The sequence below is a fragment of the Acidiphilium cryptum JF-5 genome, assembly GCF_000016725.1.
GTDB classification, from domain to species: domain Bacteria; phylum Pseudomonadota; class Alphaproteobacteria; order Acetobacterales; family Acetobacteraceae; genus Acidiphilium; species Acidiphilium multivorum.
In genome coordinates, this window is the sequence record NC_009484.1 from 1,213,850 (window position 1) to 1,238,558 (window position 24,709).

Consider the following 24,709-nt stretch of genomic DNA (forward strand, 5'->3'; position numbering starts at 1 on the left):
AAGAGTCGGGGCGAAAAGATCATGGCGGGGACAGGCGGACGGGCCGGAGCGACGCGGCAGCGCGTGCTGGAGGCGACGCTCGGGCTGTTCAACGAGCGCGGCTTCGGCGTGACCGTCGCCGAGATCGCGGCGGCCTGCGGGATGCGCGAGGGCAACCTGCATTATCATTTCCGCAAGAAGGAGCTGCTGATCGCCACCCTGTTCGAGCGGTTCCAGGAGGAGGAGCTCGCGGTCGCGGAGGCGGCGCTGGGCGACGCGGCGGCGGCGGAATCGTATGCCGAGTACCAGCTCGGCTGGTTCGCGCTGATGTGGCGCTATCGGTGCTTCTATCGCGACGCGTTCAACCTGCAGCACCGGCTGCCGGGGCTGAAGGGGCGGTTCATGGAGGTGCAGGCGCGGGCGAGTGCGGCGGTGGCGCGGGTGATGGCGCTGGCCACGGAGCACGGGTTCCTCGCGATTCCGGCCGGGCGGATCCGCAGCTTCGTCACCAATGTCTGGATCGTGTCGAGCTACTGGATGGATTACCTGCGCACCAGCACCGCGTCCGCCGGGCTGACGGAGCAGCAGATGCAATGGGGGTTCGGGCAGGTGATGGCGCTGTTCGAGCCCTATCTGACCCCGGCGGGGCGGGCGGCGTTCTCTCCGCTGGCGCAGCGCGCGGCGGCGCTGGTCATGCGGGAGGACGAGCCCGGCGGGCGGGGCTGAGCCCGCCGCGCCGGCATGGCGGCCCGGAGCGTGCCGGGCCGCCGCGGATCAGGCCGCGAACTGGTTCATCGTGTTGTGGGCGCCGCCGGCCTTCAGCGCGGCATCGCCGGCGAAATACTCCTTGTGATCGTCGCCGATGTCGGAGCCGGCCATGTTCTGGTGCTTCACGCAGGCGATGGCCTGGCGGATTTCCTTGCGCTGCACGCCGGCGACATAGCCGAGCATGCCCTGCTCGCCGAAATACTCCTTCGCGAGATTGTCGGTCGACAGCGCCGCGGTGTGGTAGGTCGGCAGGGTGATGAGGTGGTGGAAGATGTTCGCCCGCCGCGCGGCGTCGCGCTGGAAGGTGCGGATGCGCTCATCGGCCTCGGCCGCGAGGTCGGACGCGTCGTAGTCGGCGCTCATCAGCCGGGCGCGGTCGAAGGCCGAGACGTCCCTGCCCTGCTCCTTCCAGGCATCGAAGACCTGCTGGCGGAAGTTCAGCGTCCAGTTGAAGGAGGGCGAGTTGTTGTAGGCGAGCTTGGCGTTCGGGATGACCTCGCGCACGCGATCGACCATCGAGGCGATCTGCTCGATATGGGGCTTCTCGGTCTCGATCCAGATCAGGTCGGCGCCGTTGTTCAGGGCGTTGATGCAGTCGAGCACGCAGCGGTCGGCCCCGGTGCCGGGACGGAACTGGTAGAGGTTGGAGGGCAGGCGCTTCGGGCGCAGCAGCTTGCCGTTGCGGGTGATCAGCACGTCGCCGTTGCCGATCTGCGCGGGATCGACCTCGTCGCAGTCGAGGAAGGAATTGTACTGGTCGCCGATGTCGCCCGGCTCCTTCGAATAGGCGATCTGCTTGGTCAGGCCGGCGCCGAGCGAGTCGGTGCGGGCGACGATCACGCCGTCCTCGACGCCGAGCTCCATGAAGGCGTAGCGCAGGGCGCGGATCTTCTGGACGAAATCCTCGTGCGGGACGGTCACCTTGCCGTCCTGGTGGCCGCACTGCTTCTCGTCGGACACCTGGTTCTCGATCTGCAGCGCGCAGGCGCCGGCCTCGATCATCTTCTTGGCCAGCAGGTAGGTCGCCTCGGCATTGCCGAAGCCGGCGTCGATATCGGCGATGATCGGCACGACATGGGTTTCGAAATTGTCGATCCGGGTCTGCACCTCCTTCTGCTTCGCGAGGTCGCCGGCCTCGCGGGCGGCGTCGAGCTCGCGGAAGAGCAGGCCGAGCTCGCGGGCGTCGGCCTGGCGGAGGAAGGTGTAGATCTCCTCGATCAGCGCCGGCACCGAGGTCTTTTCATGCATCGACTGGTCGGGCAGCGGGCCGAACTCGGAGCGCATCGCCGCGACCATCCAGCCGGAGAGGTAGATGTAGCGGCCCTTGGTGGTGCCGAAATGCTTCTTGATCGCGATCATCTTCTGCTGGGCGATGAAGCCGTGCCAGCAGCCGAGCGACTGGGTGTAGCGCGAGGGATCGGCATCGAAGGCGGCCATGTCCTGGCGCATGACCTTCGCGGTGTGGCGGGCGATGTCGAGCCCGGTCTGGAACCGGTTCTGCAGCCGCATGCGGGCCACGGCCTCGGGCGAGATGCCCTCCCAGGCGGCGCCCTTCGCGGCGATCGTTTCGCTCATCGTGCCAATCGTCTGCTGATACGTCATTCGAACCCTCGTTGTTATCCGGAAACGCGTGATGCGATTCAGATACACCTCGGGGGTCGGCGCGTCAGAAGGTTTTGTGAAGTTTTCACGTAAACATGTGAAACTATGCACCTAGTGAGCAGGTGCGGTGAAAAATTTTTACAGAACGGCGCGCGAGCGGCGCATTGTTACAAGGCCGCGCGCGGCCGGCGCATTGTTATAAAGCCGCGCGCGGCCGGCGCGCGGGGGCGGACAGCGCCCGCAGCAGGCGGCTGGAGACCAGGCCGCCGATCAGGGCGAGCGCCAGCATGCTGCCCATCTGCCAGGCGAGCAGCGTGACCAGATTGACCGAGCAGTGGAACAGCCGCAGCGCGACCTCGGCGGCGGCGCAGGCCGCAAGCGCGCCGCACAGGCCGGCCGGGCCGCGCCGGAAGGCGGCGCCCTCGCGCAGCAGGGCGACCATCGCGGCGGCGGGCACGAGGCTGGCGATCGCGATGGCGGGCACGCAGACGAGGTCGAGATGCAGGCGCAGGGCGCCATCCGCGCCGCGCAGGCCGAGCACGGCGCATTGCCGGCCCAGCTCGCCGAGCCAGAGCAGCAGGGCGAGCGCCGGCAGGGCCGGTTTCCAGCCCGGCTGGTCCGGCCGGCCGGCGCAGAACGCGGCATGGGCGGCGAGCAGCGCGGTGAGCGCGCCGAGCGCCTCGGCGGCGAGGAAGCCGGGGCCGGCGAGGATCGCGCCGAGATCCGGCCGGGGGCCCATGATCAGGGTGATCAGCGCCAGCGCCGGCAGGGTGACGGCGAGCCAGCGCGCCAGCAGGCCGGCGGGGGACGGCAGCCGGCGGACCGGCCGGAGATCGCCGGCCAGGGCGGTGATCAGGTCCTCAGTCTGCATCGGTCACCTTCAGCGCCTGGCGCAGCCGGCGGATGGCGCGGTGGGTGGCGACCTTCAGCGCGCCGATGGTCATGCCCGTGGCGGCGGCGGCCTCGGCCAGGGTCATTTCGCGCAGCTTGAGCATCGTCAACACGTCCCGGTCGCGCCGCGGCAGGGCGTCGATCGCCGCGGCGAGGCGCCCGGCATCGAGCGCCCTCTCCTGCATGTCGTTCGTCGCGAGCGAAGGCGAGGTTACGGGCAGGTCGTCGAGCGGGGTCTCGCGCCCGCGGTTGCGGGCCCGGGCGCGCAGCCGGTCGGCGCCGCGCAGGCGGAGGATGCCGCGCAGGAAGGGCTCGGCCGGGCGCGCGGGATCGAACAGATGGAGGTTCCGGTGCAGGGCCAGCAGCGTGTCCTGCACGATGTCCTCGCATTCGGCGGCGCCGGCGGCGGGGAAAGCGCGCCGCGCCTGGGCGCGCAGCCAGGGCAGCGCGGCCCGCAGGAGCGCCTCGTAGCTGCGGCGGTCGCCCGCCTGCGCGGCCGCGAGCAGGGCGGCCCAGTCGCGCTGCGTCTGCATGAGGGGATGATGCGCGAGGACGGAGGCGGTGTAAACGCGCGCGCACGCCCGGTGTGTCAACGCGCGCGGGCGTTCAGGGGCCGAGGCCGCCGTGCAGCGGGATCTCCAGCATGGTGCGGGCCTGGAGGGAATGGAACATGATGTCGGTCAGGCCGATGGTGACGACGAAGAGCGGCAGGACGAGGACGAGGGCGACCGTCTTCCAGATCTGCGTCTCGCCGAGGCCGAGGCGGAAGAGGAACAGCGCCTGGGAGACGAGGGCGACGACGGCGAGGCAGCCGGCGCCCGCCATCCGCATCGCCGGCGTGCCGGCGTGGATCAGCGTGAGCAGCAGGGCGACCGCCATCGCCAGCAGGGCCAGCAGCGTGCCGGCCACGGCGGCCGGCGCGCTGACGAGGGCGATTTCGGGATGGTCGAGCGGATCGGCGTGGCGGGCGGACATCACATCGCTCCCTGGAGATAGACGAAGACGAAGACGCAGACCCAGATCGCCGCCTGGAACTGCCAGAACATCTGCATGTTGAGCAGGCGCGTGACGACCGGGGCGGTGAAGCCGAAGGCGAGGACCTGCACGATCATCACCCCCATCCACAGCAGGCCGAAGATGACGTGCAGCCCGTGGGTGGCCACGAGGAGGAAGAACATCGAGAGGAAGGCGCTGCGTTCGGGCGTGTCGCCGGCCATGACCAGCGTGACCAGGTCGCGCAGTTCGAGGGCGACGAAGCCGGTGCCGAGCAGGGCCGCGACCAGCAGGAAGCCGGCGGCCGCCGGCCGGCTGCGGCGCTTCATGCCGGCCATGGCGAGGCTGCCGGACAGGACGGCGCCGAACAGCAGGATGGTCTGCCAGAAGGCCTCGACCGGGTGGACGATGGCGCGCGCGGTGGGGCCGCCGGCGGCGTTCCAGGCGTGATCGAGCACGCCGTAGGAGGCGAAGAGGGCGGCGAAGATCAGCGCGTCGCTCATCATGTAGAGCCAGAAACCGTAGGTCTGCGTGCCGATCGCATCGTGCGCGGGGGGCTCGCCGCGCACCCAGAGGGTGAGATCCGTTTCGCTCATGAGAACAGCTCCAGCTCGGCGACCGGCGGGCTGATATGGTCGGCCGAAATGTCGGACAGGTGCTGCCCGGCCTCGTGCCGGCGCAACTCCTCGGCGGTGAGCACGAACTCGGTCTGCCGCACGAAGGAGCGGGCGATGACGACCGCGATGATCCCGAGCAGGGAGAGGCCGGCGAGCCACCAGATCCGCCAGACCATGCCGAAGCCGAAGCCCATGGACAGCGCGCCGATCAGCAGCGGCGCCACCGTGTTCTTCGGCAAATGGATGTCCGCCGTGATGTCGGGCTGCACGGACTCGACCCCGCGCTCGCGCCGCCAGGCCAGCTCGTCGCGCTCGTTCACGACGGGAATGACGGCGTAGTTGTAGAAGGGCACCGGGGTGCGGGTGAGCCATTCGAGCGTGCGGCCGGTGGTCCAGCAATCGGCGCCGGCGCGGTTGCGCGCGCGGTCGCGGATGCTCACCCAGATCATCTTCGCGAAGTAGTAGACCGAGACGCAGTAGAAGAAGATGCCGATTTCCTCGACGATCAGCAGCGGCTCGTAGCCGGGGTTGGAGAGATAGTCGAGCCGGCGGGTCATGCCCATCAGGCCGAGGGCGAACATGGCGCCGAAGACCAGCACGGTGCCCACCGAGAAGGACCAGAAATTCGCGCGCGCCGAGGGGGCGTCGAGATGGAAGCCGAAGAGCTTGGGAAACCAGAAGATGATGGCGCCGAAGATCGCGTAGGCGATCAGCAGCATCATGCAGTGGAAATGCGCCACCACAAACACGCTGTTATGCACCGTGTAGTTGATGGCGGGGATGGCCAGCATCATGCCGGTGAGGCCGCCGACCAGGAGCAGGAACAAGGCACCCAGCGCCCAGAGCATCGGCGGCTCGAAGCGCAGGCGGCCGCGCCAGAGCGTCAGCGCCCAGTTGAACACCTTCACGCCGGTCGGGATGCCGACGAGCATGGTGGCGGTGCTGAAGAAGATGTTGATCCCCGGCCCGGCGCCCATGGTGAAGAAATGGTGCAGCCAGACGCCCCAGGAAATGCCGCCGATGGCGAAGGTGGCGATGACCATCGTCGCGTAGCCGAAGAGCGGCTTTTCGGCGAAGGTGGGGATGATTTCGGAGATGAAGCCGAAGGCCGGCAGGACGACGAAATAGACTTCCGGATGCCCCCAGATCCAGAACAGGTTGGTGTAGAGCATCAGATTGCCGCCGAGCCCGGCGGTGAAGAAGTGGGTGCCGAGATAGCGGTCGGCGCCGAGCATCGCCAGGGCGACGCCGAGGATGGGAAAGGCCGTCAGCGCGATGATGTTGGTCGTCAGCGAGGTCCAGACCACGAAGGGCAACCGCGACCAGGTCATGCCCGGAGCGCGGAGTTTCACGATCGTCGCGATCATGTTGATCGCGTTGAGCGTGGTGCCGACGCTGCCGATCTGGATCGCCCACATCCAGTAATCGACGCCGACGCCGGGACTGTAGGGCAGTTCGGTGAGCGGGATCAGGCCGATCCAGCCGTCATGCGAGAAGTCGCCGACGAAGAGCGAGAGCATCACCAGCGCCGCGGCGACGGCGGTGAGCCAGAGGCCGACGGCGTTGAGGTAGGGAAACGCCATGTCGCGCGCGCCGATCTGCAGCGGGACGATGATGTTCGACAGGCCGGTGAGCAGCGGGGTGACGGCGAGCAGGATCATGATCACGCCGTGCGAGCTGTAGATCTGGTCGAAATGGAAGGGCGGGAGGTAGCCGTGCAGGGCCTGCAGGTGGCCGGGCGAATGCGGACCGTCCGCCATCATCTGCTGGGTGCGGATCATCAGCCCGTCGATGAAGCCGCGGAACATCATCACGAGGCCGACGATGACATACATCACGCCGATCTTCTTGTGATCGAGCGTCGTCAGCCATTCGCGGAAGAGATAGCCCCAGCGGCCGGAGAGGGTGATGGCGGCGATGACGATGACGGCCGCGCCGGCGGCGAAGACGAAGGCGCCGTCGACGATCGGGCTCGTGTAGGGGATGGCACTCAGAGTCAGGCGCCCGAGCAGCGGCGACCATGGACCTTGAAGATGAACGAGCACGCAGTCTTCCTTTCCGCTGCCGGCGTCAGCCGGATGTTCCGCGCGACGCGGCCGGATGAGAGAAATAGCTGGCCCCGGCGCGCAGGTCCCGCGCCATCGCTTCGGTGAGGCGGGGCGGAACCGGGTAGGTCTTGCCGTTGCGCGACGCCTCGACGATGCGGCGGAACAGGTGCGGCGCCGGGGCGCTGAAATAGCGCGGCCGCTGGTCGAGATTGATCGTCGGCCGCGCGAAACGCTCGAAGGTGGCGTAGGTCAGCGCGGCCGGGGCGGCTGCCGCGTGGCGCACGAATTTCGCAAATCCCCGCTTGCCGACGACATCGGTGGCAAAGCGCATCCAGGAGAAGCCGGCGCCGCTGAAATTGGCGGCGAAGCCCTCGTAGCGCCCCTGGCCGTTGGCGCGCATCGCATCCTTGGTGCGCATGCCGGGCATCACGTCGATCATGTCGGTGAGCTGGGGGATGAAGAAGTCGTTGACGACGCTGGTCGAGGTCAGGCGGAACTCGACATTGCGGCCGGCGGGCACGACGAGCCGGTCGACGCTGGCGACATGCTGCTTCGGATAGATGAAGAGCCACTGCCAGTCGGTTGCGACGACGTCGATCTTCAGCGGGTGCGAGCGCCCTGCCCTCGCCGGCATGCGCAGGACATGCGGGCCGTAGGGATCGACCGCGAAGGTGCCGTTGTAGGAGGCATAGGCGAGGCCGGCGACGACGACGATCGGGATTCCCCACATGACGGCTTCGAGTTTCAGGGAGTGGCTGAAGCCGGGGCTGTAGGCGGCGGCGCGGGAGCGGCGGTAGCGCCAGATGCACCAGAGGATGAAGCACGCCGTCGGCACGATGATGAAGGCCATCACGACAACGTCGATGATGGTGAAATTCAGCGACGCGCGGGCGACCGGCCCCTTCGGGTCGAACACGCGGAACGGCCCGCCGGAACAGCCGGTGAGCAGCAATGGCGTTAGCGGCGCCAAAGGGCGCCACGGGCGGAACCGCCGTTCCTTCAGACGCGCCTCATCACACAACGACAATGCGATCCTCCGTCATGATCGCCGTTGAAATAAGGGCAGCGGACTGGAGTGACCACCCTGTTTCCGGAATCTCACAAGGGGTTCAGAGCAAGTTTATGTGACAGCAAGTTTCCGTGAGCGATAGAAAAGATCGATATCGGCATTGGGCTTTTTCGATCGATGGCGCGCGGGGGTGCGCGGCGTGGCGGCGGCGAAACGATTCCGCTTTCGCCGGGCCGGCGCTGGTGTTAGTTTCTCTTGCATGACCGATGCCGACGCCACTGCCCTGCCCGCGGATGGGGAGCGAACGCCCGTGCCGCATCGCGCTATCTGCCGCCTGGCGCGCAGAAGGGTGCTGTGGCTCGCGGCCTCGGCACCGTTGATGATGGGAGCGAGCATGACGGCAGACGCCGCGACGCCGACCGGGGCGAGCCTTCTCACCGCGCCGCTCTCGCTCGCGGGATCGTGGCGCGGCTCGGCGCCCGGCGATGTGCTCGCGGTGCTCGGGCGGATGCGCGCCGCGTGCCTCGACGGGATCAGGCTTGTCTCCGACCGGCAGCCGGCGGCGCTGCGGGTGCAGGACGTTGCCTCGGGCCCGCCGCATGTCTGGCTGCATACCGATGCGCCGGGCACCGCGATCGTCGCCGTCGATGTCGGCGCGCGGGACTGGATCAATCTCTCCTACCAGTTCGGCCATGAGCTCGGCCATGTGATGGCCAATAGCTGGATGGGGGGCGATGCGCCGCGCAACCCGTGCCAGTGGCTGGAGGAGGCGGTGGTGGAGGCGTTCTCGCTGCGCGGCCTCGGTCGGCTGGCGGAGGACTGGGCGGTGGCGCCGCCGTTTCCGCACAACAATGCCTATGCCGCGCCGATCCGCGCGTATCGGCGGAACCTGCTCGAACAGGATCTGGCGGAGGCGCGGGCGCAGGGCGCCGATGCCGGGCTCGGCGGCTGGTATGCGGCGCAGGCGGGCTTCCTCGCGACGCATGGGACCGTGATCGCCGCCCGGCCCGCCGTGCCCGCGGTGCTGGAACTGCTGGAGGCGGACGAGACGGCGGTGGCCGATATCGGCGCGCTGAACCGCTGGCCGGAGCGGAGCCACCTGCCGCTCGGCACCTATCTCGCGCGCTGGCGGGAGAGCTGCGCCGAACTCGGGCTCGCGGGGCTTCTGCCCGGCGAGCTCGCGCGGCTGCTCAAGCCGGGGCGGTAGGCGGACCCCGGCGTCAGGCCGCGAGGCGGCGTTCGGGGGCGGCGATGGCGGGAGCCGCCGCCGGCTGGCGGGCGAAGCGCTGGGCGATCAGCGTGCAGACGAAGAGCTGGAACTGGTGGAACAGCATCAGCGGCAGCACGATCAGCCCGACGGTCTGCGCCGGGAAGAGGATGTTCGCCATCGGGATGCCGCTCGCCAGCGATTTCTTGGAACCGCAGAAGATGAGGGTGATCCGGTCCTCGCGCGAGAAGCCGAGGGCGCCGGCGAGGCTGGTGACGGTGAGCACCAGCGCGAGCAGCGCCGCATCGACCAGCATGACCAGGACCAGGCTTTCCGGCGAGACGCGCGACCAGATGCCGCCGACCATGCCGGCGCTGAAGGCGGCGTAGACCACGACGAGGATCGAGCCGCGATCGACGATGGTGGTGATCAGGCGGTGGCGTTGCAGGACGGGGCCGAGGATGGGGCGGAGCAGCTGGCCGGCCGCGAAGGGGGCGAGGAGCTGGAGCGCGATGTCTTCCAGCGCGCCGGCGCTGAACCCGCCCTTCGCGTGCAGCAGCAGCATGACCAGGAGCGGCGTGATCACCATGCCGGCGAGGTTCGAGACCGACGCGCTGCACAGCGAGGCGGGCACGTTGCCGCGGGAGATCGAGGTGAAGGCGATGGATGACTGCACCGTGGAGGGCAGGATGGCAACGAAGATGATGCCGGTGGCCAGCGCCGGCGGCAGGGCGGAGCCGAGCAGGGTGACCGCGGCGAGGCCGAGGGCGGGAAACAGGATGAAGGTGCAGGCGAACACCGCGCCCTGGAGCCGCCAGTGCAGCAGGCCGCGCAGGACCTCGGCGGTGGAGAGTTTGGCGCCGTAGACGAAGAACAGCAGGGCGACGACCCAGTGAACCGCGTGCCCGACCACGACGGCGGCGAGGCCGCGCGCGGGCAGCAGCGCGGCGAGCGCCACGGTGCCGAGGAGGAAGAACAGGTAGGGGTCGATCCCGAGGCGGGACAGCGTGGCGCGTATGGACATGACGCCGATGTAGCAGGATGCCGGTCATGGACAATCGTGATGAACGTGATATCGGCAATCATGATTTATGATAATCATGCTGGCCAGGCGCCGGCGCGCCCGCGATTCGAGCCGGTGCTGCTGCGGAGTTTCATCGCGGTGGTCGAGGCGCGCAGCTTCACCCGCGCGGCGCGGCATCTCGGCCTGCGGCAGTCGACCGTGAGCCAGCACGTGGCGCGGCTGGAGGCGCTGGCGGGGCGGCGGCTGATCGCGCGGGATACGCACCGCGTCTCGCCCACGCCGGATGGCGACGCGCTGCTGGATTTCGCGCGCCGGCTGCTGGAGGCGGAGGCGCGGATCGACGCCTATTTCGCGGCGAGCGCGCTGCGCGGGCGGATCCGGATCGGCGCGTCGGAGGATTTCGTGTTCAGCGCCTTGCCGGAGGTGCTGGCCGATTTCGCCGGGCGGCATCCGGAGGTGGATCTCGAACTGACGGTGGGGCTGAGCCAGACGCTCTATGCAGGTTTCGACGCCGGCGAACTCGACCTGATCTTCGCGAAGCGGCGGGCGGGCGACCGGCGCGGGCGGGTGGCATGGGCGGAGGAGCTGGTGTGGATCGCGCGGCCGGGGAAGCGGCCGGTTGCGGGGCAGCCGGTGCCGCTGGTGCTCTACCCGCCGCCGAGTGTGACGCGGGAGCGGGCGCTGGAGGCGATGGACCGGGCGCATCTGCCGTGGCGGATCGCGTGCAGTTCGGGCAGCCTGAGCGGGTTGCGGGCGGCGGCGCTGGCCGGGCTCGGGTTCGCCGCGCACGCGGCCCGGCTGATTCCGCCGGGCCTCGCGCCGGTGCCGCCGGATGCTGGGCTGCCGCCCCTGGGACTCACCGAGTTCGTGGTGATCGGCCCGGAGGGACGGCATCCGGCGGCGGCGCTGGCCGAGGCGCTGCTCTCGGCCTCGGACCGGATCCGGTCCGCCGGAATCACGCCGGGCGGCGGCTGAGGACGCGGGCCGGCCCGGCGCGCCGGGTCAGGGCACCCGCCCGATCGCCACGAATTCGCAGGCGAAGCCGAAATCGTCGGCGGCGAAGCTGGCATCGAGCGCCTGCATCGCCTCGTCGAATTCGGCCGCGGTCATCAGCCCGGCGCCGATCAGACGGTCGCGCTGGTTCAGGTAGAACTCCTTCTGGTGCGTTTCGAGCTCGGAATCGCGACCATAGGTGAGGCCGAGGCGCACGCGCGGGACGGCCAGCACCTGCACGTCCGCGAGCCCGGCTTCGCGGAACATCCGGTAGAGACGCCGCCCGACCTGCCGCCCGGCGCCGACCGAAGCCTGCAACTGCCGGACCGCGCCGTTCAGCCGCTCCAGGGCCGGAGGTTCGTCGGGGTAGGAGAACCAGGCGCCGTCATCGACCTCCATGACCGCGACGCGGCCGCCGGGGGCGGTGGTGCGGACCATTTCGGCGAGCGCGGCCTCCGGCCGTTCGAGGTGCTGGAACAGGAAGCGGCTCAGCGTGAGGTCCTGGCTGGCGGACTCGACCGGCAGCGCATAGGCGTCGGCCAGCCGGGCATCGACCGCGAGGTGCAGCGCGGCGGCGAGGTCCCGCAGCAGCGAGAGGCCGTGGGCGTCGTTGTCGACGGCGGTGATCCGGGCCTCGGGACCGCACATCCAGGCAAGGTCGAGGCACAGGGCGCCGGTGCCGGCGCCGACATCGAGCACGCGGACCGGCCCGCGCGACAGGCCGAACACCGGCAGCACCGCGAGGCGCTGGAAATGCGTATGCATGCTTTGGCGCAGGAGCCAGGCAAGGTCGCCGCCTTTCGGCAGCAGCTTCCGTGTTGCCTGCGCTACGCGCGCCGTCCATGCCACCAAGGCGGCGTTGTCTGCTGTCACTCTACCTCCGGAACAATCGGCTTTTGCGAATCGGCGCGGGAAGTGCGCCCGGGCGAGGCTGGCGGCACCCTGCGGCATGGCAGGTCCGCGCCGCGGCTTGCGTTGGTCCGATGCAGGTCATTCGCCAGTGCAACCGCGCCTCGTGGATTTTCCCGATGCGGAAAGATGTAACATGCGCCTGTTAATTTTCGATTAAGGCGCGACATTGGAATGGATGCCGGGAAAGCCCCGGTTGGCGCGCTTGCGGCATCGGCGTATCGTCGCGCGGTGGCGATGCCGCCTTCCGCAACCGGCACCTTGCGCGCCGATGCGGACCCGGTTTGAAAAGGCTACAGTCTGGACCATGATTTTTCGGAAACCGGCGTGGCGAGGCGCGTTTGATTTTCTGTTGCGGCTTCGGCAATTGCTTTTTATTAAAAAAAATGACAAAATTTAGGCAATTCGACTATTGTGCCGCAAAAACAAGACGAATCCGCCATGGTGGAACAGTTCGGATCAACAGCTCCCGGAATGCCGGCACATGAATAGGCTTGTTTATGCTTTTTTGTTCGTTGGGATGTGAGTCTGTTCAATACAGACGACCGGATCGCGCCGCCATGAAGTCGGCGCGGCCGGATGCGGCGGTCGCTGCCGGCCACCTTGGGCGGCGCGCCGATGCCCGGCCGGGTCAGGTCAGATAACAATGGATCGACCATGAGATCCCGCCGGCCCGGCATCGGGGCCAAGGCTGGCCGGGCCGGACTCCCGCCGGGATGACGCTCGCCGGCAACAGGCCCGACGATTTCACCGACATCGTCAATCTCGCGGTGGAGGAGAGCGGAACGGGGATCTGGGATCGCGACGTCGTGACCGGGGAGATCCGGTATTCGCGGGGCTGGTGGCGGATCCTGGGCTATGCCGAGATGCCGGCCCGCTCGCATATCGAGGCGGCCTATGCCCGCGTCCACCCGGATGACCTCGACTATGTCCGGCAGACGATGCAGGACCATTTCGACCGGAGGACCGCGCGCTATGAGGTCGAGCATCGGCTGCGCTGCGCCGATGGATCGTACAAATGGGTTCTCAGCCGGGGCATGGTGGTTGAGCGCGACATCGCGGGCCGCCCGGTGCGCATGGTCGGCACGACGACCGACATCACCACGCTGCGCACCCTTGCCGAGGAGCTGGCGCGGGAGAAGGCCGAGGCGCGTTTTCGCGCCGAGCAGCTCGCCGAGCGCACGCGCGAACAGGCCGCCGCCCACCGGCTCGCGCAGATCGGCAGCTGGCAATGGGACCTTGCGGCCGGCGAGATCCGCTTCTCGCCCGAGACCTGGCAGCTCGCCGGCGGCGAGGCGCGGAACCGGCCGGTGACGCTCGACGAGTTGCGGGCGCTGTTTCCGCCGGCCGATCGCCGGCTGATGCTGCGGCGGTTTGTCGCCGGGCTGAAGGCGGGGCAGCCGGTGAGCGTGCAGCACCGGCTCACCGCGTTCGACGGACGGACGCTGGACGTCGTGTCGTACGCGGAGCCGATCGGCGAGGCGGGCGGCAGGGCGAGGCGGCTCAGGGGCGTGACCCAGGACGTGACGGCGTACCGGCGGATGCAGGCCGCGCTGCGGTCGTCGGAGGCGCTGGCCTTTCGCGTGCTGGAGGCGACGCGGGATGCGGTGATCGTGTTCGATCGTGGCGGCCGCGCCCGGTTCGCCAACGCGCGGGCGGCGCGGTTCGCAGGCGCCGGGCAGGAGATCGTCGGCAACCGGCTCGCCGACCTGTTCCCCGGCACCGCGGGCCACCGGCTGGCGGCCGGCGCGGAGCGCGCGGCCGCGACCGGCGCGCCGGTGCGGCTCGAACTGTCATGGGCGCCGACCGGGCGCTGGCTGGAGGCCGATCTCTATCCGGGCGAGGATGACATCTCGCTGTTCGTCCGCGATGTCACCGAGCGGAAGCTGACGCAGGACCGGCTGATCGAGGCGGCGGAAACCGACTCGCTCACCGGGGAGTTCAACCGAAGGGGATTCTTCACCCGGCTCGAGGCGGCGCTGACCGCGCAGGCCAGGGGCCGCGCGATGGCGCTGATCTGCGCCGACGTGAACTACTTCACCGAGATCAACGATTCATTCGGCCACGGCGTGGGCGACGAGGTGCTGAAGACCGTCGCCCGCCGGCTGAAATCGTGCCTGCGGCCGCGGGACATCCTGGCGCGGACCGGCGGCGACGAATTCATGATCCTGCTGAACGGCATGCGCCGGCCGGGGGATGCGACGACGCTGGCGCGGCGGATCGTCGGCGCGATGGAGGAGCGGTTCGAGCTGGGCGACCTGTCGCTGCGGATCAGCCTGTCGATCGGCCTCGCGATCGCCTCGCTCGCGGATCGGGACGCGGCGCGGCTGTGCCGGCATGCCGATCTCGCGCTGTACGAGACGCGGACGGAGGCGCCGGGGAGTTTCCGGGTGTTCACGCCGGCGATGGAACAGGAGAGCCTGCGCAAGCGGCAGCTCAAGCGCGACCTCGCGGACGCGCTCGGGCGCAGCGAGCTCGAACTGGCGTTCCAGCCGATCGTCCGCACCGCGGATGGCACGATCGCCGCCGCGGAAACGCTGCTGCGCTGGAACCATCCGGAGCAGGGCCGCATTCCGCCGGCGGAGTTCATCCCGCTCGCCGAGGAGTCCGGCCTGATCGCGCCGATCGGCGCCTGGGTGCTGCGGCAGGCCTGCGCCGCCGCGTGCCGGTGGCCGGAAGCCGTCGGCCTTTCCGTCAATGTCTCGCCGCGGCAGATCGAACTGGCCGATCTGCCGGCGCTGGTGCGCGATGTGCTGGAGGCGACCGGGCTCGCCCCGCGCCGGCTTCATCTCGAGATCACCGAAACCGTTCTCGTCTCGCGCAACCGCCATTACCTGGCGACGCTGCACCGGCTGCGGGAGCTGGGCGTGCGGCTCGTGCTCGACGATTTCGGCACCGGCTATTCGGCCTGAAGTAACGAAACGCCCTAGGCTGTAGCATAAGCGGACAAAGTGGGAACGTTGACTGGTTGGGATCGAGGTTTTCTGTGGGTTTGAGCGGAGAGCGCGGTTCTGAGGCCGGGATCGCGCGATGACGGAAAACACATGTTTTCCGTCGGTGGTCCGAGACCCGCCGAAAAATCCCGGATTTCCTGCCGAATCATGTACGGAAAACACCGTCGGAATGGTATGGTATACGGAAACCGTCTCGAAGGGGATTTCCGTACATGCTGATCGGCTACATGCGCGTCTCGACCGACAATGACCGACAGGTGCTCGACCTGCAACGCGATGCCCTGCTCGGTGCCGGGGTCGATGAGCGGCATCTGTTCGAGGATCGTGCCGGGGGCAGCCGGCGCGATCGGCCGGGTCTCGCTGCGGCACTGGCCTATCTGAAATCCGGCGATTGCCTTGTGGTCTGGAAGCTGGACCGGCTCGGCCGGTCGCTGCCGCATCTTCTGGAGACGGTGAACAGCCTCAGGGCTCGTGGCGTTGGCTTCCGGTCGCTGACCGAGCAGATGGACACCACGACGCCGCAGGGGGAATTCCTGTTTCATGTTTTTGGCGCTCTGGCGCAGTTCGAGCGTTCGCTGATCCAGGAGCGTGTGCAGGCAGGTCTGGCGGCCGCCCGTCGGCGCGGCAGGCGTGGTGGCCGACCGGTGGCGATCGATGCCGAGAAGCTGGCGGCGGTGATCGCGGCGCTGGACGCTGGTGCCACGAAAGCGTCGGTCTGCCGCACTTTCGGCATTTCGCGGAGTACGCTGGTCGACTCTCTGGCACGGATCGGCTGGTCTCCTATCCTCAACAGGCAGGAGGGAGGGACCAGTGGGTCATCGACGGATATTGACCGGGGAACAGATCGCACAGCTGTTCGACCCGCCGACTGATCGACGCGGCATAATTCGTCACTACACGCTGTCTGTTACTGATCTTGCAATGATCCGGCGCGGTCGGGGCGATCACCATCGTCTCGGTCTGGCTCTCATGCTCTGTTACCTGCGGTATCCCGGCCGGCCGCTCCATGCCGGCGAGATACCCGATCCTGCCCTGGTCTCGTTCGTCGCCACACAGATCGACGTCTTGCCGGATTCCCTCGGTGCTTATCTGAGGGTGGATCAAAATCGACGCCGGCATTCAGCGGCTTTGCAGGATCGCCTCGGGTTGCGGCCATGGGGGCCGCGCGTGGCGGCAGACCTTGCCGACTGGCTGCTGGCGCATGCACTGGAAACCGACCGGCTGGTCGATCTGGCGGCTTTGGTGCTGGAAGAGTGCCGCGGTCGCGGGGTTCTTCTACCTCGCCCGGCGCAGCTCGAGCGGCTCTGCATCGAGGTTCGATACCGCGCGCGCCGGGAAATCGAGCGTCTGCTGACCGAGGGTCTGTCCGCCGATCAGCGGCGTCGGCTGGATGCGTTGACGGAGCGGCGTCTGGACACCAGCCAGAGCTGGCTGGCCTGGCTGCGCCAGATCCCGGAATCGGCAAAGCCGGCATCCATGCTCGGGGTGATCGAGCGGTTGGAGCACATCCGGGCAATCGGCATTGATCCGGCGCGCGGTCGCCGGATCAATCAATCCCGGCTCGCCCAGCTCGTTCGCGAGGCCGGCCGGACCACGGTGCAGCATGTTGCTGGCTACGAGCGCCGGCGCCGGCATGCCGTGCTCACCGCGATCGATCTCGATCTGTCGGCCCGCCTGACGGATCAGGCGATCACTCTGTTCGAACGGCTGATCGGCGCGATGTTCCGCAAGGCGGAAGGCCGACATGCCCGGGCGTTCCAGGCCGAAGGCCGGGCGATCAACGAGAAGGTCCGGCTTTATGCGAGGATCGGCGCCGCCCTGATGGCCGCGCGCGCCGGCCAGGGCGATCCCTTCGCGGCGATTGACAAGGTGATACCCTGGGACCGGTTCTGCTCGACCGTTATGGAAGCGGAAACTCTGGTTCGTTCGGAAGATTTCGATCCCTACGAGGTGCTGAGCGAACATTATGCCGGCATTCGGCGCTGGGCGCCGGCGTTTCTGGCCACTTTCGAGTTTCAGGGTGTTCCCGCCGCGGCGTCGTTGATGCGCGCGATCGCCATGCTGCGCGCCATGAACAGCGCGGGAGCCTCGACGCTGCCCAAGTCAGCGCCGACCGCCTTTGTCCGGCCGCGCTGGGCGCGTCATGTCCTCACGGCACACGGCATCGACCGGCGTTATTACGAACTCTGCGTCCTGGCGGAATTGCGTCAGCGCCTTGCTGCCGGCGATGTCTGGGTTGCCGGCAGCCGGCAATATCGGGCCTTCGAGGAGCGGCTGATCTCCAGGGAAACATTTCAGGTCCTGCAAAAAGAGTCCAGCATTCCGGTCGCTGTCGAGACCGACTTCGAGCGCTTCATCGCGACCAGGCGGACCTGGCTGGATGCGCGGCTGGCCGAGATCGACATCCGTGCCCGGGGCGGGCTGCTTCCCGATGTGACGATCGAGAAGGGCGTGCTGAGAATCACACCGATCGAAAAATCGACTCCGCCCGAGGCCGAAGCGCTGGCAGCAAAGCTCTATGCCGCGCTGCCCCGCATCCGGATCACTGACCTGCTGACGGAAGTGGCCGGCTGGACCGGCTTCCCGGATTGCTTCACCCATCTGCGCACCGGCGAAGCCGCCGCTGACCCCCGGGTTCTGATGGCGGGGCTGCTGGCCGATGGCCTCAATCTCGGCCTGACCCGGATGGCCGAAGCTTGCAGCATCGCCAGTCTGGGCCAGCTCGCCTGGACCGCTGACTGGCACATCCGCGACGAGACCTACGCCCTGGCGCTGCGCCGCCTGGTCGAACACCAGAGCCGCGAGCCGCTCGCCGCTCTCTTCGGGTCGGGAACCGCCTCATCCTCGGACGGGCAGTTCTTCCGCGCCGGCGGTTCTGGCCGTGATGCGAGCCGGATCAATGCGCACTATGGCCCCGAACCGGGTCTGAAATTCTACACCCATCTCTCCGATCGCTACGCGCCGTTCCATACCAGGGTGATCGCCGCAACCGCCAGCGAAGCCCTGCATGTCCTCGACGGCCTGCTCGATCATCACGGCGATGCGCCGCCACGTCAGCACCGGCACCATACCGATGGCGGCGGGGTGTCGGATCATGTCTTTGCCCTGTGCGCCCTACTTGGATACGTGTTTGCGCCGAGAATTCCCGATCTGAAAGACCGGCGTCTCTACAGTTTTGCCAGACCGGCAGCCTATCCGACGCTCGCGCCGATGATCGCCGGCCGCATCAACGTCGATCTCATCCGCACCCATTGGCCCGATCTCCTGAAGATCGCCACCTCGATCCGCACCGGCACGGTGTCCGCGTCGGTGATCCTGCGGCAACTCGCCGCCTACCCACGACAGAACGCCGTCGCCGCGGCACTGCGCGAACTCGGCCGTCTCGAGCGGACGCTGTTCACCCTCGACTGGCTGGAAGATCCGGGCCTGCGCCGTGAAAGCAGTCATGAACTCAACAAGGGCGAGGCCCGCAACAGCCTGGCCCGCGCCGTCTTCATTCACCGGCTCGGCGAAATCCGTGACCGGACCTTCGAGAACCAGACACATCGAGCATCTGGCCTGAACCTCCTGGTCACCGCTATCATCCTCTGGAACACACGCTATCTCGCGCAAGCCATACAGGCCCTACGCCAGGTCGAGGATGTGCCCGGAACCCTCCTCAGGCATCTCTCGCCGATCGGCTGGGAGCATGTGAACCTGACCGGCGACTACATCTGGAGCGCCAAACAGAAATCGTCGGAAAACCATGCCGGATTGCGGCCGCTCCGGCCAATCCACGACACGACCACCCACGCAGCCTGATGTTCCCACTTTGTCCGCTTATGCTACACCGCGGAGCGTTCCGTTACTTCGGGCCTATTCGTCCCTCGCCCAGCTCGATGCGTTCCGGTTCGACGCCATGAAGATCGACCAGTCCTTCCTCCGCCGGATCCGCGCGGAGACGGACGAGACGCCGATCCTGAACGCGATCGTCGGCATGGCCACGGCCATCAGGATGCCGATCACGGTGGAGGGCGTCGAAACCCAGGTGCAGCTCAACCATGTGCGCCGGCTCGGCGCGGCCTGCGTGCAGGGCTTCTATTTCGGCCAGCCCGTCAATGAGGTCGGCATGCAGGGGCTGCTCGCGCGGGGGTTGACGGCGAGCCGGTGAGGCCCACGCGCGGGATGCGTCAGGAGACGATGTAGGCGCGCAGCGAATCGACCTCGAACTCGGCTTCCTCCAGCCGGGCCTTCACCAGATCGCCGATGCTGACGACGCCGGCCAGCACGCCGTCCTCGAAGACGGGGAGATGGCGGCAGCGATGCGTCGTCATCAGCAGCATCGCGTCGAGGATCGTCGCCTCGGGCGTGCAGGAGGCGACCAGCGTCGTCATCAGGTCGGCCGCCGTGCGGTCCTTGATGTCGCCGTCGAATTCGCCGACGAAGCGCATGATGTCGCGCTCGGAGAGCATGCCGACCAGCGCGCCGCGATCGTCGACCACCGGGGCGGCGCCGATGCGCTTGGCGGTGAGAAACCGCGCGGCCTGCGGGATGAAATGATTCGCGCTGAGCACGATGGCGCCCCAGCCCTTCTGGTCGAGCACCTGGCGTATCGTTGTCATGACTTTTCTCCGCGTTCCGTGAAGGACAGGACCGAAACGCCCGCCTGCATGGAGATCCGGCACAGGCGGATGCTGGAAACCGCTTTCCGGGCTGGTGCGCCGGCCCGTGCAGGCGGTGCATCCGACTATGGCGCGCCATGCGCGGGCCATCACTCAAACGTTATCGGGAGTATGACTCTTCCGCCGTCCCGATGCCAGCATTTTGAGGCGGCGGCGAGGTGACCAGCCATGCAGGATGCACAGCGGTAGGGCGCATGGCCATGACGGCCGGCGGTGGCGGCGGTCAGCCGTGGCCGATGGTCATGCGGATCAGCGCGAGGGCGGGCGCCGGATAGGCGCCGAGCACCACCAGCAGGACGAGCAGCGCGCCGATCACCGCGTTGCCGAGCGGGGGCACGGCGTTCGGATGTCGCGCCTCCTCATCGCCGGGGGCGGGCAGCGCCATCGCGACGAGGATGCGCAGATAGTAGTAGAGGCCGATCACGCTGCCGAGCAGGAGTGCGGCGACCGGCCAGAACAGGGCGGTGCCGACGCCGGCGACGACGAGGTAGAACTTGGCGATGAAGCCCATCGTCGGCGGCATGCCCGCGAGCGAGAGCAGCATCAGCGCGAGGCTCGCGGCGAGGAACGGGCGGGTGCGGAACAGGCCGCGGTAATCCTCGATCCGGTCGGCATCGCGCCCCGCGCCCGGCGCGCTGAGCAGCGCGACGATGCCGAAGGCGCCGAGGCTGGTGACCGCGTAGGCGGCCAGGTAATAGGCCGCGGCATCGACGCCAAGCGCCGGGGCTGCGAGGAAGGCGACGAGCAGGTAGCCCAGATGGGCGATGGACGAATAGGCGAGCAGGCGCTTCACGTTGGTCTGCAGCAGGGCGAGCAGGTTGCCGGCGAGCATGGACAGGATCGCGACCGCGGCGATGCCGGCGCGGAGCGAGGCATCCGCATGAGCGCCGGCGAGGGCGAAGAAGCGCAGGATCACGGCGAAGACCGCGATTTTCGAGACGACGGCGATGAAGGCGGTGACCGGCGCGGGCGCGCCCTCGTACACGTCGGGCGTCCACATGTGGAACGGGACCAGCGAGAGCTTGAAGGCGACGCCGGAGAGAATGAGCGCGATGCCGGCGAGGCGGTAGAGATCGGCCGGGCCGGCTTGATGGGCGAGCGCGCCGATGCGGGCGAAGGACATCGAGCCGAAGGCGGCATAGATCAGCGCCATGCCGAACAGCAGGAAGGCGGAGGCGGCGCCGCTGAGGATGAGATATTTCGTGCCCGCCTCGGCCGCGCTGCCGCGCGGGCCGGCATAGGCGATCAGCCCGAGCAGCGAGATGCCGAGCGTTTCGATGCCGAGGAAGAACGAGGCGAAATGCACGCTCGCCGGCAGGATGGCGGCGCCCAGCGTCGCGGTGAGCAGGAGGAGATAGTATTCCTCGCGCGGCCCCTCGCCCACCCGGTCGAGATAGACCCAGGAGAGCGCGGCGACGACCAGGGCGGAGACGAGCACGAGGCCCGCATAGAACAGGGCGGCGCCGTCGATCACGAACAGCTTCGTCACGGCGACGGGGGATGCGGGAGCGGCGAGCGGCAGGGCGATGCAGCAGAGCAGCAGGCCGGCGATGGTCGACAGGGCGACGAGGCGGTGATCGCGGCGGACGGCGATCAGCAGCATGACCAGGATCGTCACCGCGCCGAGCAGGGTGAAGGGCGCGAAGGCGGCGAAGGCCTTGGCGGTGAAGGCCGGGGCGGTCATGGCGCGCGCTCCGCGAGGTGCTCGGGCAGCGCCGCCGAGACCGCGGCGCTGTGCTGCACTGCGGAGAGGCCCGGCGCCACCTCGTCGAAGACGGGCTGCGGATAGAGGCCGAGCCCGACGATGGCGACCACCAGCACCGCCATGACGGCGAGATGCGGCGCCGAGAGATCGGCGATCGCGCGATGGGGTGCCGGTTCCTGCGCCGCGCCGTGGAAGGCGCGCTGGACCAGCAGCAGCGAATAGGCGGCGGCGGCGACCAGCCCGAACGTGGCGATGACGGTGAAGACCACACTGGCCTGGAAGCTGCCGAGCAGGATGAGGAATTCACCGATGAAATTGCCGAGGCCGGGAAGGCCGAGCGAGGCGATGGCGAAGAACATGCCGCAGGCGGACAGGCGCGGCACCTGCCCCCAGAGCCCGCCCATGCGCCGCATGTCGCGGGTGTGGATGCGTTCCTGCAGGGCGCCGACCAGGACGAAGAGGGCGCCGGTGCTGATGCCGTGCGCCACCATCTGCGCGACCACGCCCTGCAGGGCGAGCGTGCTCCAGGCGAAGACGCCGAGCAGGACGAAGCCCATGTGGCTGATGCTGCTGTAGGCGACCAGGCGCTTGAGGTCGTTCTGGCCGAAGGCGAGCAGCGCGCCGTAGAGGATGCCGGCGACCGCGAGCGCCATCGCCACCGGCGCGAAGGCGTGCGCCGCCGCGGGAAACAGCGGCACCACGAAGCGGATCAGGCCGTAGGCGCCGGTCTTCAGCAGGATGCCGGCGAGCAGCACGGAACCCGCGGTCGGGGCTTCGGTGTGGGCGTCCGGCAGCCAGGTGTGGAACGGCACCGCCGGCAGCTTCACGGCGAAGGCGATGAAGAAGCCGAGCATCAGCAGGAAGCCGGTGGTCGGGCTCATTTTCGTGCCGAGCAGGGCGAAATAGTCGAAGGTGAGATCGCCGGTCGCGCGCTGGTGGATGAAGACGAGCACGAGGATCGACACCAGCATGAGCAGGCCGCTGCCCTGGGTGAAGAGGAAGAACTTGATCGCCGCGTAGGAGCGGTTCTCGTGGCCCCATAGCGCGATCATGAAATACATCGGCACCAGCATCAGTTCCCAGAAGAAGAAGAACAGGAACAGGTCGAGCGCGAGGAAGACGCCGATGACGCCGGTGGTGGTCCAGAGCAGGTTGGCGTGGAACAGGCCGGAACGGTCGGTGATCTCGGTCCAGGAGATCACGACGCAGATGAGGCTGAGCACGATCGTCAGCAGGATCAGGACCAGGCTCAGCCCGTCGAGATCGAGTTCGAAGGAGATGCCGAGCTGCGGAATCCACGAGTGGTCGAACTGCGCGATCCACGCGCCATGGCCGGGTGCGGCGGCGGCGCCGATCAGGGGGAGCGCCATGAGAAGTTCGAGCGTGAGCACCGCGATCGACACCCAGCGCGGGGCATCCGGGTTGCGGGTGCCGGCGATCCAGGCCAGCACGCCGCCGACCGCCGGGAAGATGAGGAGCCAGAACAGGATCATCGCAGCACCGCGATCGCGATCAGGCCGACCGAGCCGATGGCGAGGCTCGCGGCATAGAGGCGGACCCGGCCGGTCTGGGTGCGCCGGATCGCCCGGTGGATCGCCTGCGTGGCCCAGGCGATGCCGTCGTAGAAACTGTCGATGAAATCGTCGCGGTCGACCCGGGCGGCCCAGATCACGGGGCGGACCAGCAGGCGGTCATAGAGCGCGTCGAACCCGGCGGCGGCGTGCCAGAAGCGCCAGAGCGGCGTTTCGGCCGGCGGGCGCGACGGGCGCCAGTAGAGCACGGCGGCCAGCGCGATGCCGAGGATGGACGCGGCGCTGGCGAGCAGCAGCGGGGTCATGTCGGTCACCTCCCTGGTCGGGGGCAGCACCGGGGCGAGGAGCCTGGAGAGCAGCGTGACGTGGCCGAAGGCCGGCGGCAGTTCGATGAAGCCGCCGACCAGCGACAGCACCGAGAGCACCACCAGCGGCACGATGACGCGCCAGCCGTAGGAGCCGCTGACATGGGTGTGCTCCTCGCCGAAAAAGGCGATGAAGACGGCGCGGAAGATGTAGATTCCGGTGACGAAGGCGCCGATGACGCCGGCGAGCCAGAGCACGCGGCCGCCATTGCCGTCGGCCCAGGCGCCCGAGAGGATCGCTTCCTTGCTGTAGAACCCCGAGGTGATCAGCGGCAGGGCGGCAAGGGCGGCGCTGCCGATCAGGAAGCTCCAGAAGGCGGCGGGCAGGCGGCGGGCGAGGCCGCCCATCCGGTAGATGTCCTGCTCGTGATGCAGGCGCATGGTGACGGCGCCGGCCGAGAGGAACAGCAGCGCCTTGAAGAAGGCGTGCGTCATGAAGTGGAACATCGCCGCGCGCCAGGCGCCGACGCCCAGGGCGAGGAACATGTAGCCGATCTGGCTCATCGTCGAATAGGCGAGGATGCGCTTGATGTCGTTCTGCGCGAGGGCGCTGAAGCCGGCGAGCAGCAGGGTCGCCGCGCCGACGATGCCGACGGTGATTTCCGCCGCCGGCGCGAGCAGGAACAGCACATGGGTGCGGGCGATGAGGTAGACGCCGGCGGTGACCATCGTCGCGGCGTGGATGAGCGCGCTGACCGGGGTGGGGCCGGCCATCGCGTCGGGCAGCCAGGTCTGCAGCGGCAACTGCGCGGACTTGCCGACGGCGCCGCCGAGCAGGAGGAAGGCGATCAGCGTCGCGGCCGGCGAGCCGGGATGCCAGGTGCGGGACGCGGCGTCCATCGCCCCGGCGATGTTCAGCGTGCCGAGGCGGCTCGCGATCAGCAGCAGGCCGATCAGGAAGGCGGTGTCGCCGACGCGGGTGACGATGAAGGCCTTGCGCGCGGCGAGGCCGTTGGCGGGGTCGCGCCACCAGAAGCCGATCAGCAGGTAGGAGCAGAGCCCGACCCCTTCCCAGCCGGCGTAGAGGACGAGGAAATTGTCGGCCATCACCAGCAGCAGCATGGCGGCGACGAAGAGGTTGAGATAGGCGAAGAACCGGCCGTAGCCCTCCTCGCCCTCCATGAACTCGGTCGAGAAGAGATGGATGAGGAAGCCGACGCCGCTGGTGACGAGCATCATCAGCAGCGAGAGCGGATCGACCCGCAGGGCGATGCCGAAGGAGAAATGCCCGACCGCGAACCAGCGCCACAGGGACTGCTGGTAGGCGGCGCCGGCCGGCGGATCGAGCAGGAAGGCGCCGGCGATGGCGAAGGCGACGACGGCGGCGAGGCCGACCGAGAGCACGCCGATCAGCGCCTCGGCGCGGTGCGACAGGCGCCCGGTGCCGAGCATCAGGACGATCGAGCCGAGGAGCGGCAGCGCGGGGACGAGCCAGAGGAAATGCTGCATCTT

At 68.5% G+C, this 24,709-nt stretch carries 21 protein-coding genes; 7 read left to right on the forward strand and 14 right to left on the reverse strand.

What is annotated here, in order from left to right; all coding sequences use genetic code 11:
• Positions 1-21 precede the first annotated feature (21 nt).
• Positions 22-705 (forward strand): TetR/AcrR family transcriptional regulator, encoded by a 684-nt coding sequence (locus ACRY_RS07895; RefSeq protein ID WP_011941982.1) that lies wholly within the window; start codon positions 22-24, stop codon positions 703-705.
• Positions 706-753: 48 nt separating this feature from the next.
• On the opposite strand, the gene ACRY_RS07900 is transcribed toward ACRY_RS07895, so the two are convergent.
• The 7 genes from ACRY_RS07900 to ACRY_RS07930 all read right to left on the reverse strand — a co-directional run bounded on the left by ACRY_RS07900 (position 754) and on the right by ACRY_RS07930 (position 7,925).
• Positions 754-2,349, reverse strand: a complete 1,596-nt coding sequence (locus tag ACRY_RS07900) for an isocitrate lyase (protein WP_007423161.1) — start codon at positions 2,347-2,349, stop codon at positions 754-756.
• Positions 2,350-2,545: 196 nt separating this feature from the next.
• Positions 2,546-3,220 carry an NrsF family protein gene (locus ACRY_RS07905; protein ID WP_011941983.1) on the reverse strand — a complete coding sequence of 225 codons (675 nt, stop codon included), beginning with the start codon at positions 3,218-3,220 and terminating at the stop codon, positions 2,546-2,548.
• Positions 3,210-3,773 carry an RNA polymerase sigma factor gene (locus tag ACRY_RS07910; RefSeq protein ID WP_011941984.1) on the reverse strand — a complete coding sequence of 188 codons (564 nt, stop codon included), beginning with the start codon at positions 3,771-3,773 and terminating at the stop codon, positions 3,210-3,212. Before ACRY_RS07910 ends, ACRY_RS07905 begins: the two co-directional genes overlap by 11 nt.
• 73 nt (positions 3,774-3,846) lie before the next feature.
• Positions 3,847-4,215, reverse strand: coding sequence for a hypothetical protein (locus ACRY_RS07915; RefSeq protein ID WP_011941985.1), 369 nt, complete (start codon positions 4,213-4,215; stop codon positions 3,847-3,849).
• A complete protein-coding gene (locus ACRY_RS07920; protein WP_011941986.1) occupies positions 4,215-4,829 on the reverse strand; it encodes a cytochrome c oxidase subunit 3 in 615 nt (204 codons plus the stop codon). The genes ACRY_RS07915 and ACRY_RS07920 overlap by 1 nt, the downstream gene beginning before the upstream one ends.
• The gene (locus ACRY_RS07925) at positions 4,826-6,895 is read right to left on the reverse strand and encodes a cbb3-type cytochrome c oxidase subunit I (protein WP_011941987.1); all 2,070 of its coding nucleotides are present in this window, start codon (positions 6,893-6,895) and stop codon (positions 4,826-4,828) included. Before ACRY_RS07925 ends, ACRY_RS07920 begins: the two co-directional genes overlap by 4 nt.
• Before the next feature lie 25 nt (positions 6,896-6,920).
• Positions 6,921-7,925, reverse strand: a complete 1,005-nt coding sequence (locus tag ACRY_RS07930) for a cytochrome c oxidase subunit II (protein WP_011941988.1) — start codon at positions 7,923-7,925, stop codon at positions 6,921-6,923.
• Between the two features lie 376 nt (positions 7,926-8,301).
• On the opposite strand from ACRY_RS07930, the gene ACRY_RS07935 reads away from it, so the two are divergent.
• The gene (locus ACRY_RS07935) at positions 8,302-9,114 is read left to right on the forward strand and encodes a hypothetical protein (RefSeq protein ID WP_011941989.1); all 813 of its coding nucleotides are present in this window, start codon (positions 8,302-8,304) and stop codon (positions 9,112-9,114) included.
• A 13-nt stretch (positions 9,115-9,127) separates the two neighbouring features.
• On the opposite strand, the gene ACRY_RS07940 is transcribed toward ACRY_RS07935, so the two are convergent.
• Positions 9,128-10,138 carry a bile acid:sodium symporter family protein gene (locus tag ACRY_RS07940; RefSeq protein ID WP_011941990.1) on the reverse strand — a complete coding sequence of 337 codons (1,011 nt, stop codon included), beginning with the start codon at positions 10,136-10,138 and terminating at the stop codon, positions 9,128-9,130.
• A 60-nt stretch (positions 10,139-10,198) separates the two neighbouring features.
• Between ACRY_RS07940 and ACRY_RS07945 the strand changes: the two genes are divergently transcribed.
• The gene (locus ACRY_RS07945) at positions 10,199-11,113 is read left to right on the forward strand and encodes a LysR family transcriptional regulator (protein ID WP_011941991.1); all 915 of its coding nucleotides are present in this window, start codon (positions 10,199-10,201) and stop codon (positions 11,111-11,113) included.
• Between the two features lie 27 nt (positions 11,114-11,140).
• On the opposite strand, the gene ACRY_RS07950 is transcribed toward ACRY_RS07945, so the two are convergent.
• The gene (locus ACRY_RS07950) at positions 11,141-12,004 is read right to left on the reverse strand and encodes a methyltransferase domain-containing protein (RefSeq protein ID WP_231295376.1); all 864 of its coding nucleotides are present in this window, start codon (positions 12,002-12,004) and stop codon (positions 11,141-11,143) included.
• Positions 12,005-12,417: 413 nt separating this feature from the next.
• Positions 12,418-12,699: a hypothetical protein gene (locus ACRY_RS19040; RefSeq protein ID WP_231295377.1), complete on the reverse strand. Its 282-nt coding sequence runs from the start codon at positions 12,697-12,699 to the stop codon at positions 12,418-12,420.
• A 57-nt stretch (positions 12,700-12,756) separates the two neighbouring features.
• Here ACRY_RS19040 and ACRY_RS07955 point away from each other — a divergent pair, with 57 nt between their 5' ends.
• From ACRY_RS07955 to ACRY_RS20410, 4 genes are all read left to right on the forward strand, one after another.
• Positions 12,757-14,952, forward strand: coding sequence for a GGDEF domain-containing phosphodiesterase (locus tag ACRY_RS07955; RefSeq protein ID WP_043509133.1), 2,196 nt, complete (start codon positions 12,757-12,759; stop codon positions 14,950-14,952).
• A gap of 254 nt (positions 14,953-15,206) precedes the next feature.
• Positions 15,207-15,866 carry a recombinase family protein gene (locus ACRY_RS07960; protein WP_011930769.1) on the forward strand — a complete coding sequence of 220 codons (660 nt, stop codon included), beginning with the start codon at positions 15,207-15,209 and terminating at the stop codon, positions 15,864-15,866.
• Positions 15,805-18,795, forward strand: a complete 2,991-nt coding sequence (locus ACRY_RS07965) for a Tn3 family transposase (protein ID WP_011930768.1) — start codon at positions 15,805-15,807, stop codon at positions 18,793-18,795. Before ACRY_RS07960 ends, ACRY_RS07965 begins: the two co-directional genes overlap by 62 nt.
• Positions 18,740-19,144, forward strand: coding sequence for an EAL domain-containing protein (locus ACRY_RS20410; protein WP_081432880.1), 405 nt, complete (start codon positions 18,740-18,742; stop codon positions 19,142-19,144). Before ACRY_RS07965 ends, ACRY_RS20410 begins: the two co-directional genes overlap by 56 nt.
• A 19-nt stretch (positions 19,145-19,163) precedes the next feature.
• Here the strand turns inward: ACRY_RS20410 and ACRY_RS07975 are convergent, their stop codons facing one another.
• The 4 genes from ACRY_RS07975 to nuoL all read right to left on the reverse strand — a co-directional run bounded on the left by ACRY_RS07975 (position 19,164) and on the right by nuoL (position 24,706).
• Entirely contained in the window at positions 19,164-19,595 is a 432-nt protein-coding gene (locus ACRY_RS07975; protein ID WP_007423364.1) for a CBS domain-containing protein, read from the reverse strand.
• Positions 19,596-19,878: 283 nt separating this feature from the next.
• Positions 19,879-21,339 (reverse strand): NADH-quinone oxidoreductase subunit N, encoded by a 1,461-nt coding sequence (locus tag ACRY_RS07980; RefSeq protein WP_011941994.1) that lies wholly within the window; start codon positions 21,337-21,339, stop codon positions 19,879-19,881.
• Complete coding sequence (nuoM, locus tag ACRY_RS07985) at positions 21,336-22,853, reverse strand: NADH-quinone oxidoreductase subunit M (protein WP_011941995.1); 1,518 nt, start codon at positions 22,851-22,853, stop codon at positions 21,336-21,338. The genes ACRY_RS07980 and nuoM overlap by 4 nt, the downstream gene beginning before the upstream one ends.
• Entirely contained in the window at positions 22,850-24,706 is a 1,857-nt protein-coding gene (gene nuoL / locus ACRY_RS07990) for an NADH-quinone oxidoreductase subunit L (RefSeq protein ID WP_011941996.1), read from the reverse strand. Before nuoL ends, nuoM begins: the two co-directional genes overlap by 4 nt.
• Positions 24,707-24,709 lie beyond the last annotated feature (3 nt).

What these genes read in the sequence shown, in the direction of transcription:
- ACRY_RS07910 (WP_011941984.1), bottom strand. Translation starts at nt 3,773, where the DNA reads ATGCAGACGCAGCGCGACTGGGCCGCCCTGCTCGCGGCCGCGCAGGCG.
- ACRY_RS07935 (WP_011941989.1), top strand. Translation starts at nt 8,302, where the DNA reads ATGACGGCAGACGCCGCGACGCCGACCGGGGCGAGCCTTCTCACCGCG.
- ACRY_RS07915 (WP_011941985.1), bottom strand. Translation starts at nt 4,215, where the DNA reads ATGTCCGCCCGCCACGCCGATCCGCTCGACCATCCCGAAATCGCCCTC.
- ACRY_RS07945 (WP_011941991.1), top strand. Translation starts at nt 10,199, where the DNA reads ATGATTTATGATAATCATGCTGGCCAGGCGCCGGCGCGCCCGCGATTC.
- ACRY_RS07975 (WP_007423364.1), bottom strand. Translation starts at nt 19,595, where the DNA reads ATGACAACGATACGCCAGGTGCTCGACCAGAAGGGCTGGGGCGCCATC.
- ACRY_RS07920 (WP_011941986.1), bottom strand. Translation starts at nt 4,829, where the DNA reads ATGAGCGAAACGGATCTCACCCTCTGGGTGCGCGGCGAGCCCCCCGCG.
- nuoM (WP_011941995.1), bottom strand. Translation starts at nt 22,853, where the DNA reads ATGATCCTGTTCTGGCTCCTCATCTTCCCGGCGGTCGGCGGCGTGCTG.
- ACRY_RS07980 (WP_011941994.1), bottom strand. Translation starts at nt 21,339, where the DNA reads ATGACCGCCCCGGCCTTCACCGCCAAGGCCTTCGCCGCCTTCGCGCCC.
- ACRY_RS07940 (WP_011941990.1), bottom strand. Translation starts at nt 10,138, where the DNA reads ATGTCCATACGCGCCACGCTGTCCCGCCTCGGGATCGACCCCTACCTG.
- nuoL (WP_011941996.1), bottom strand. Translation starts at nt 24,706, where the DNA reads ATGCAGCATTTCCTCTGGCTCGTCCCCGCGCTGCCGCTCCTCGGCTCG.
- ACRY_RS07895 (WP_011941982.1), top strand. Translation starts at nt 22, where the DNA reads ATGGCGGGGACAGGCGGACGGGCCGGAGCGACGCGGCAGCGCGTGCTG.
- ACRY_RS07955 (WP_043509133.1), top strand. Translation starts at nt 12,757, where the DNA reads ATGACGCTCGCCGGCAACAGGCCCGACGATTTCACCGACATCGTCAAT.
- ACRY_RS07900 (WP_007423161.1), bottom strand. Translation starts at nt 2,349, where the DNA reads ATGACGTATCAGCAGACGATTGGCACGATGAGCGAAACGATCGCCGCG.
- ACRY_RS07960 (WP_011930769.1), top strand. Translation starts at nt 15,207, where the DNA reads ATGCTGATCGGCTACATGCGCGTCTCGACCGACAATGACCGACAGGTG.
- ACRY_RS07905 (WP_011941983.1), bottom strand. Translation starts at nt 3,220, where the DNA reads ATGCAGACTGAGGACCTGATCACCGCCCTGGCCGGCGATCTCCGGCCG.
- ACRY_RS19040 (WP_231295377.1), bottom strand. Translation starts at nt 12,699, where the DNA reads ATGGTCGATCCATTGTTATCTGACCTGACCCGGCCGGGCATCGGCGCG.
- ACRY_RS20410 (WP_081432880.1), top strand. Translation starts at nt 18,740, where the DNA reads ATGCCGGATTGCGGCCGCTCCGGCCAATCCACGACACGACCACCCACG.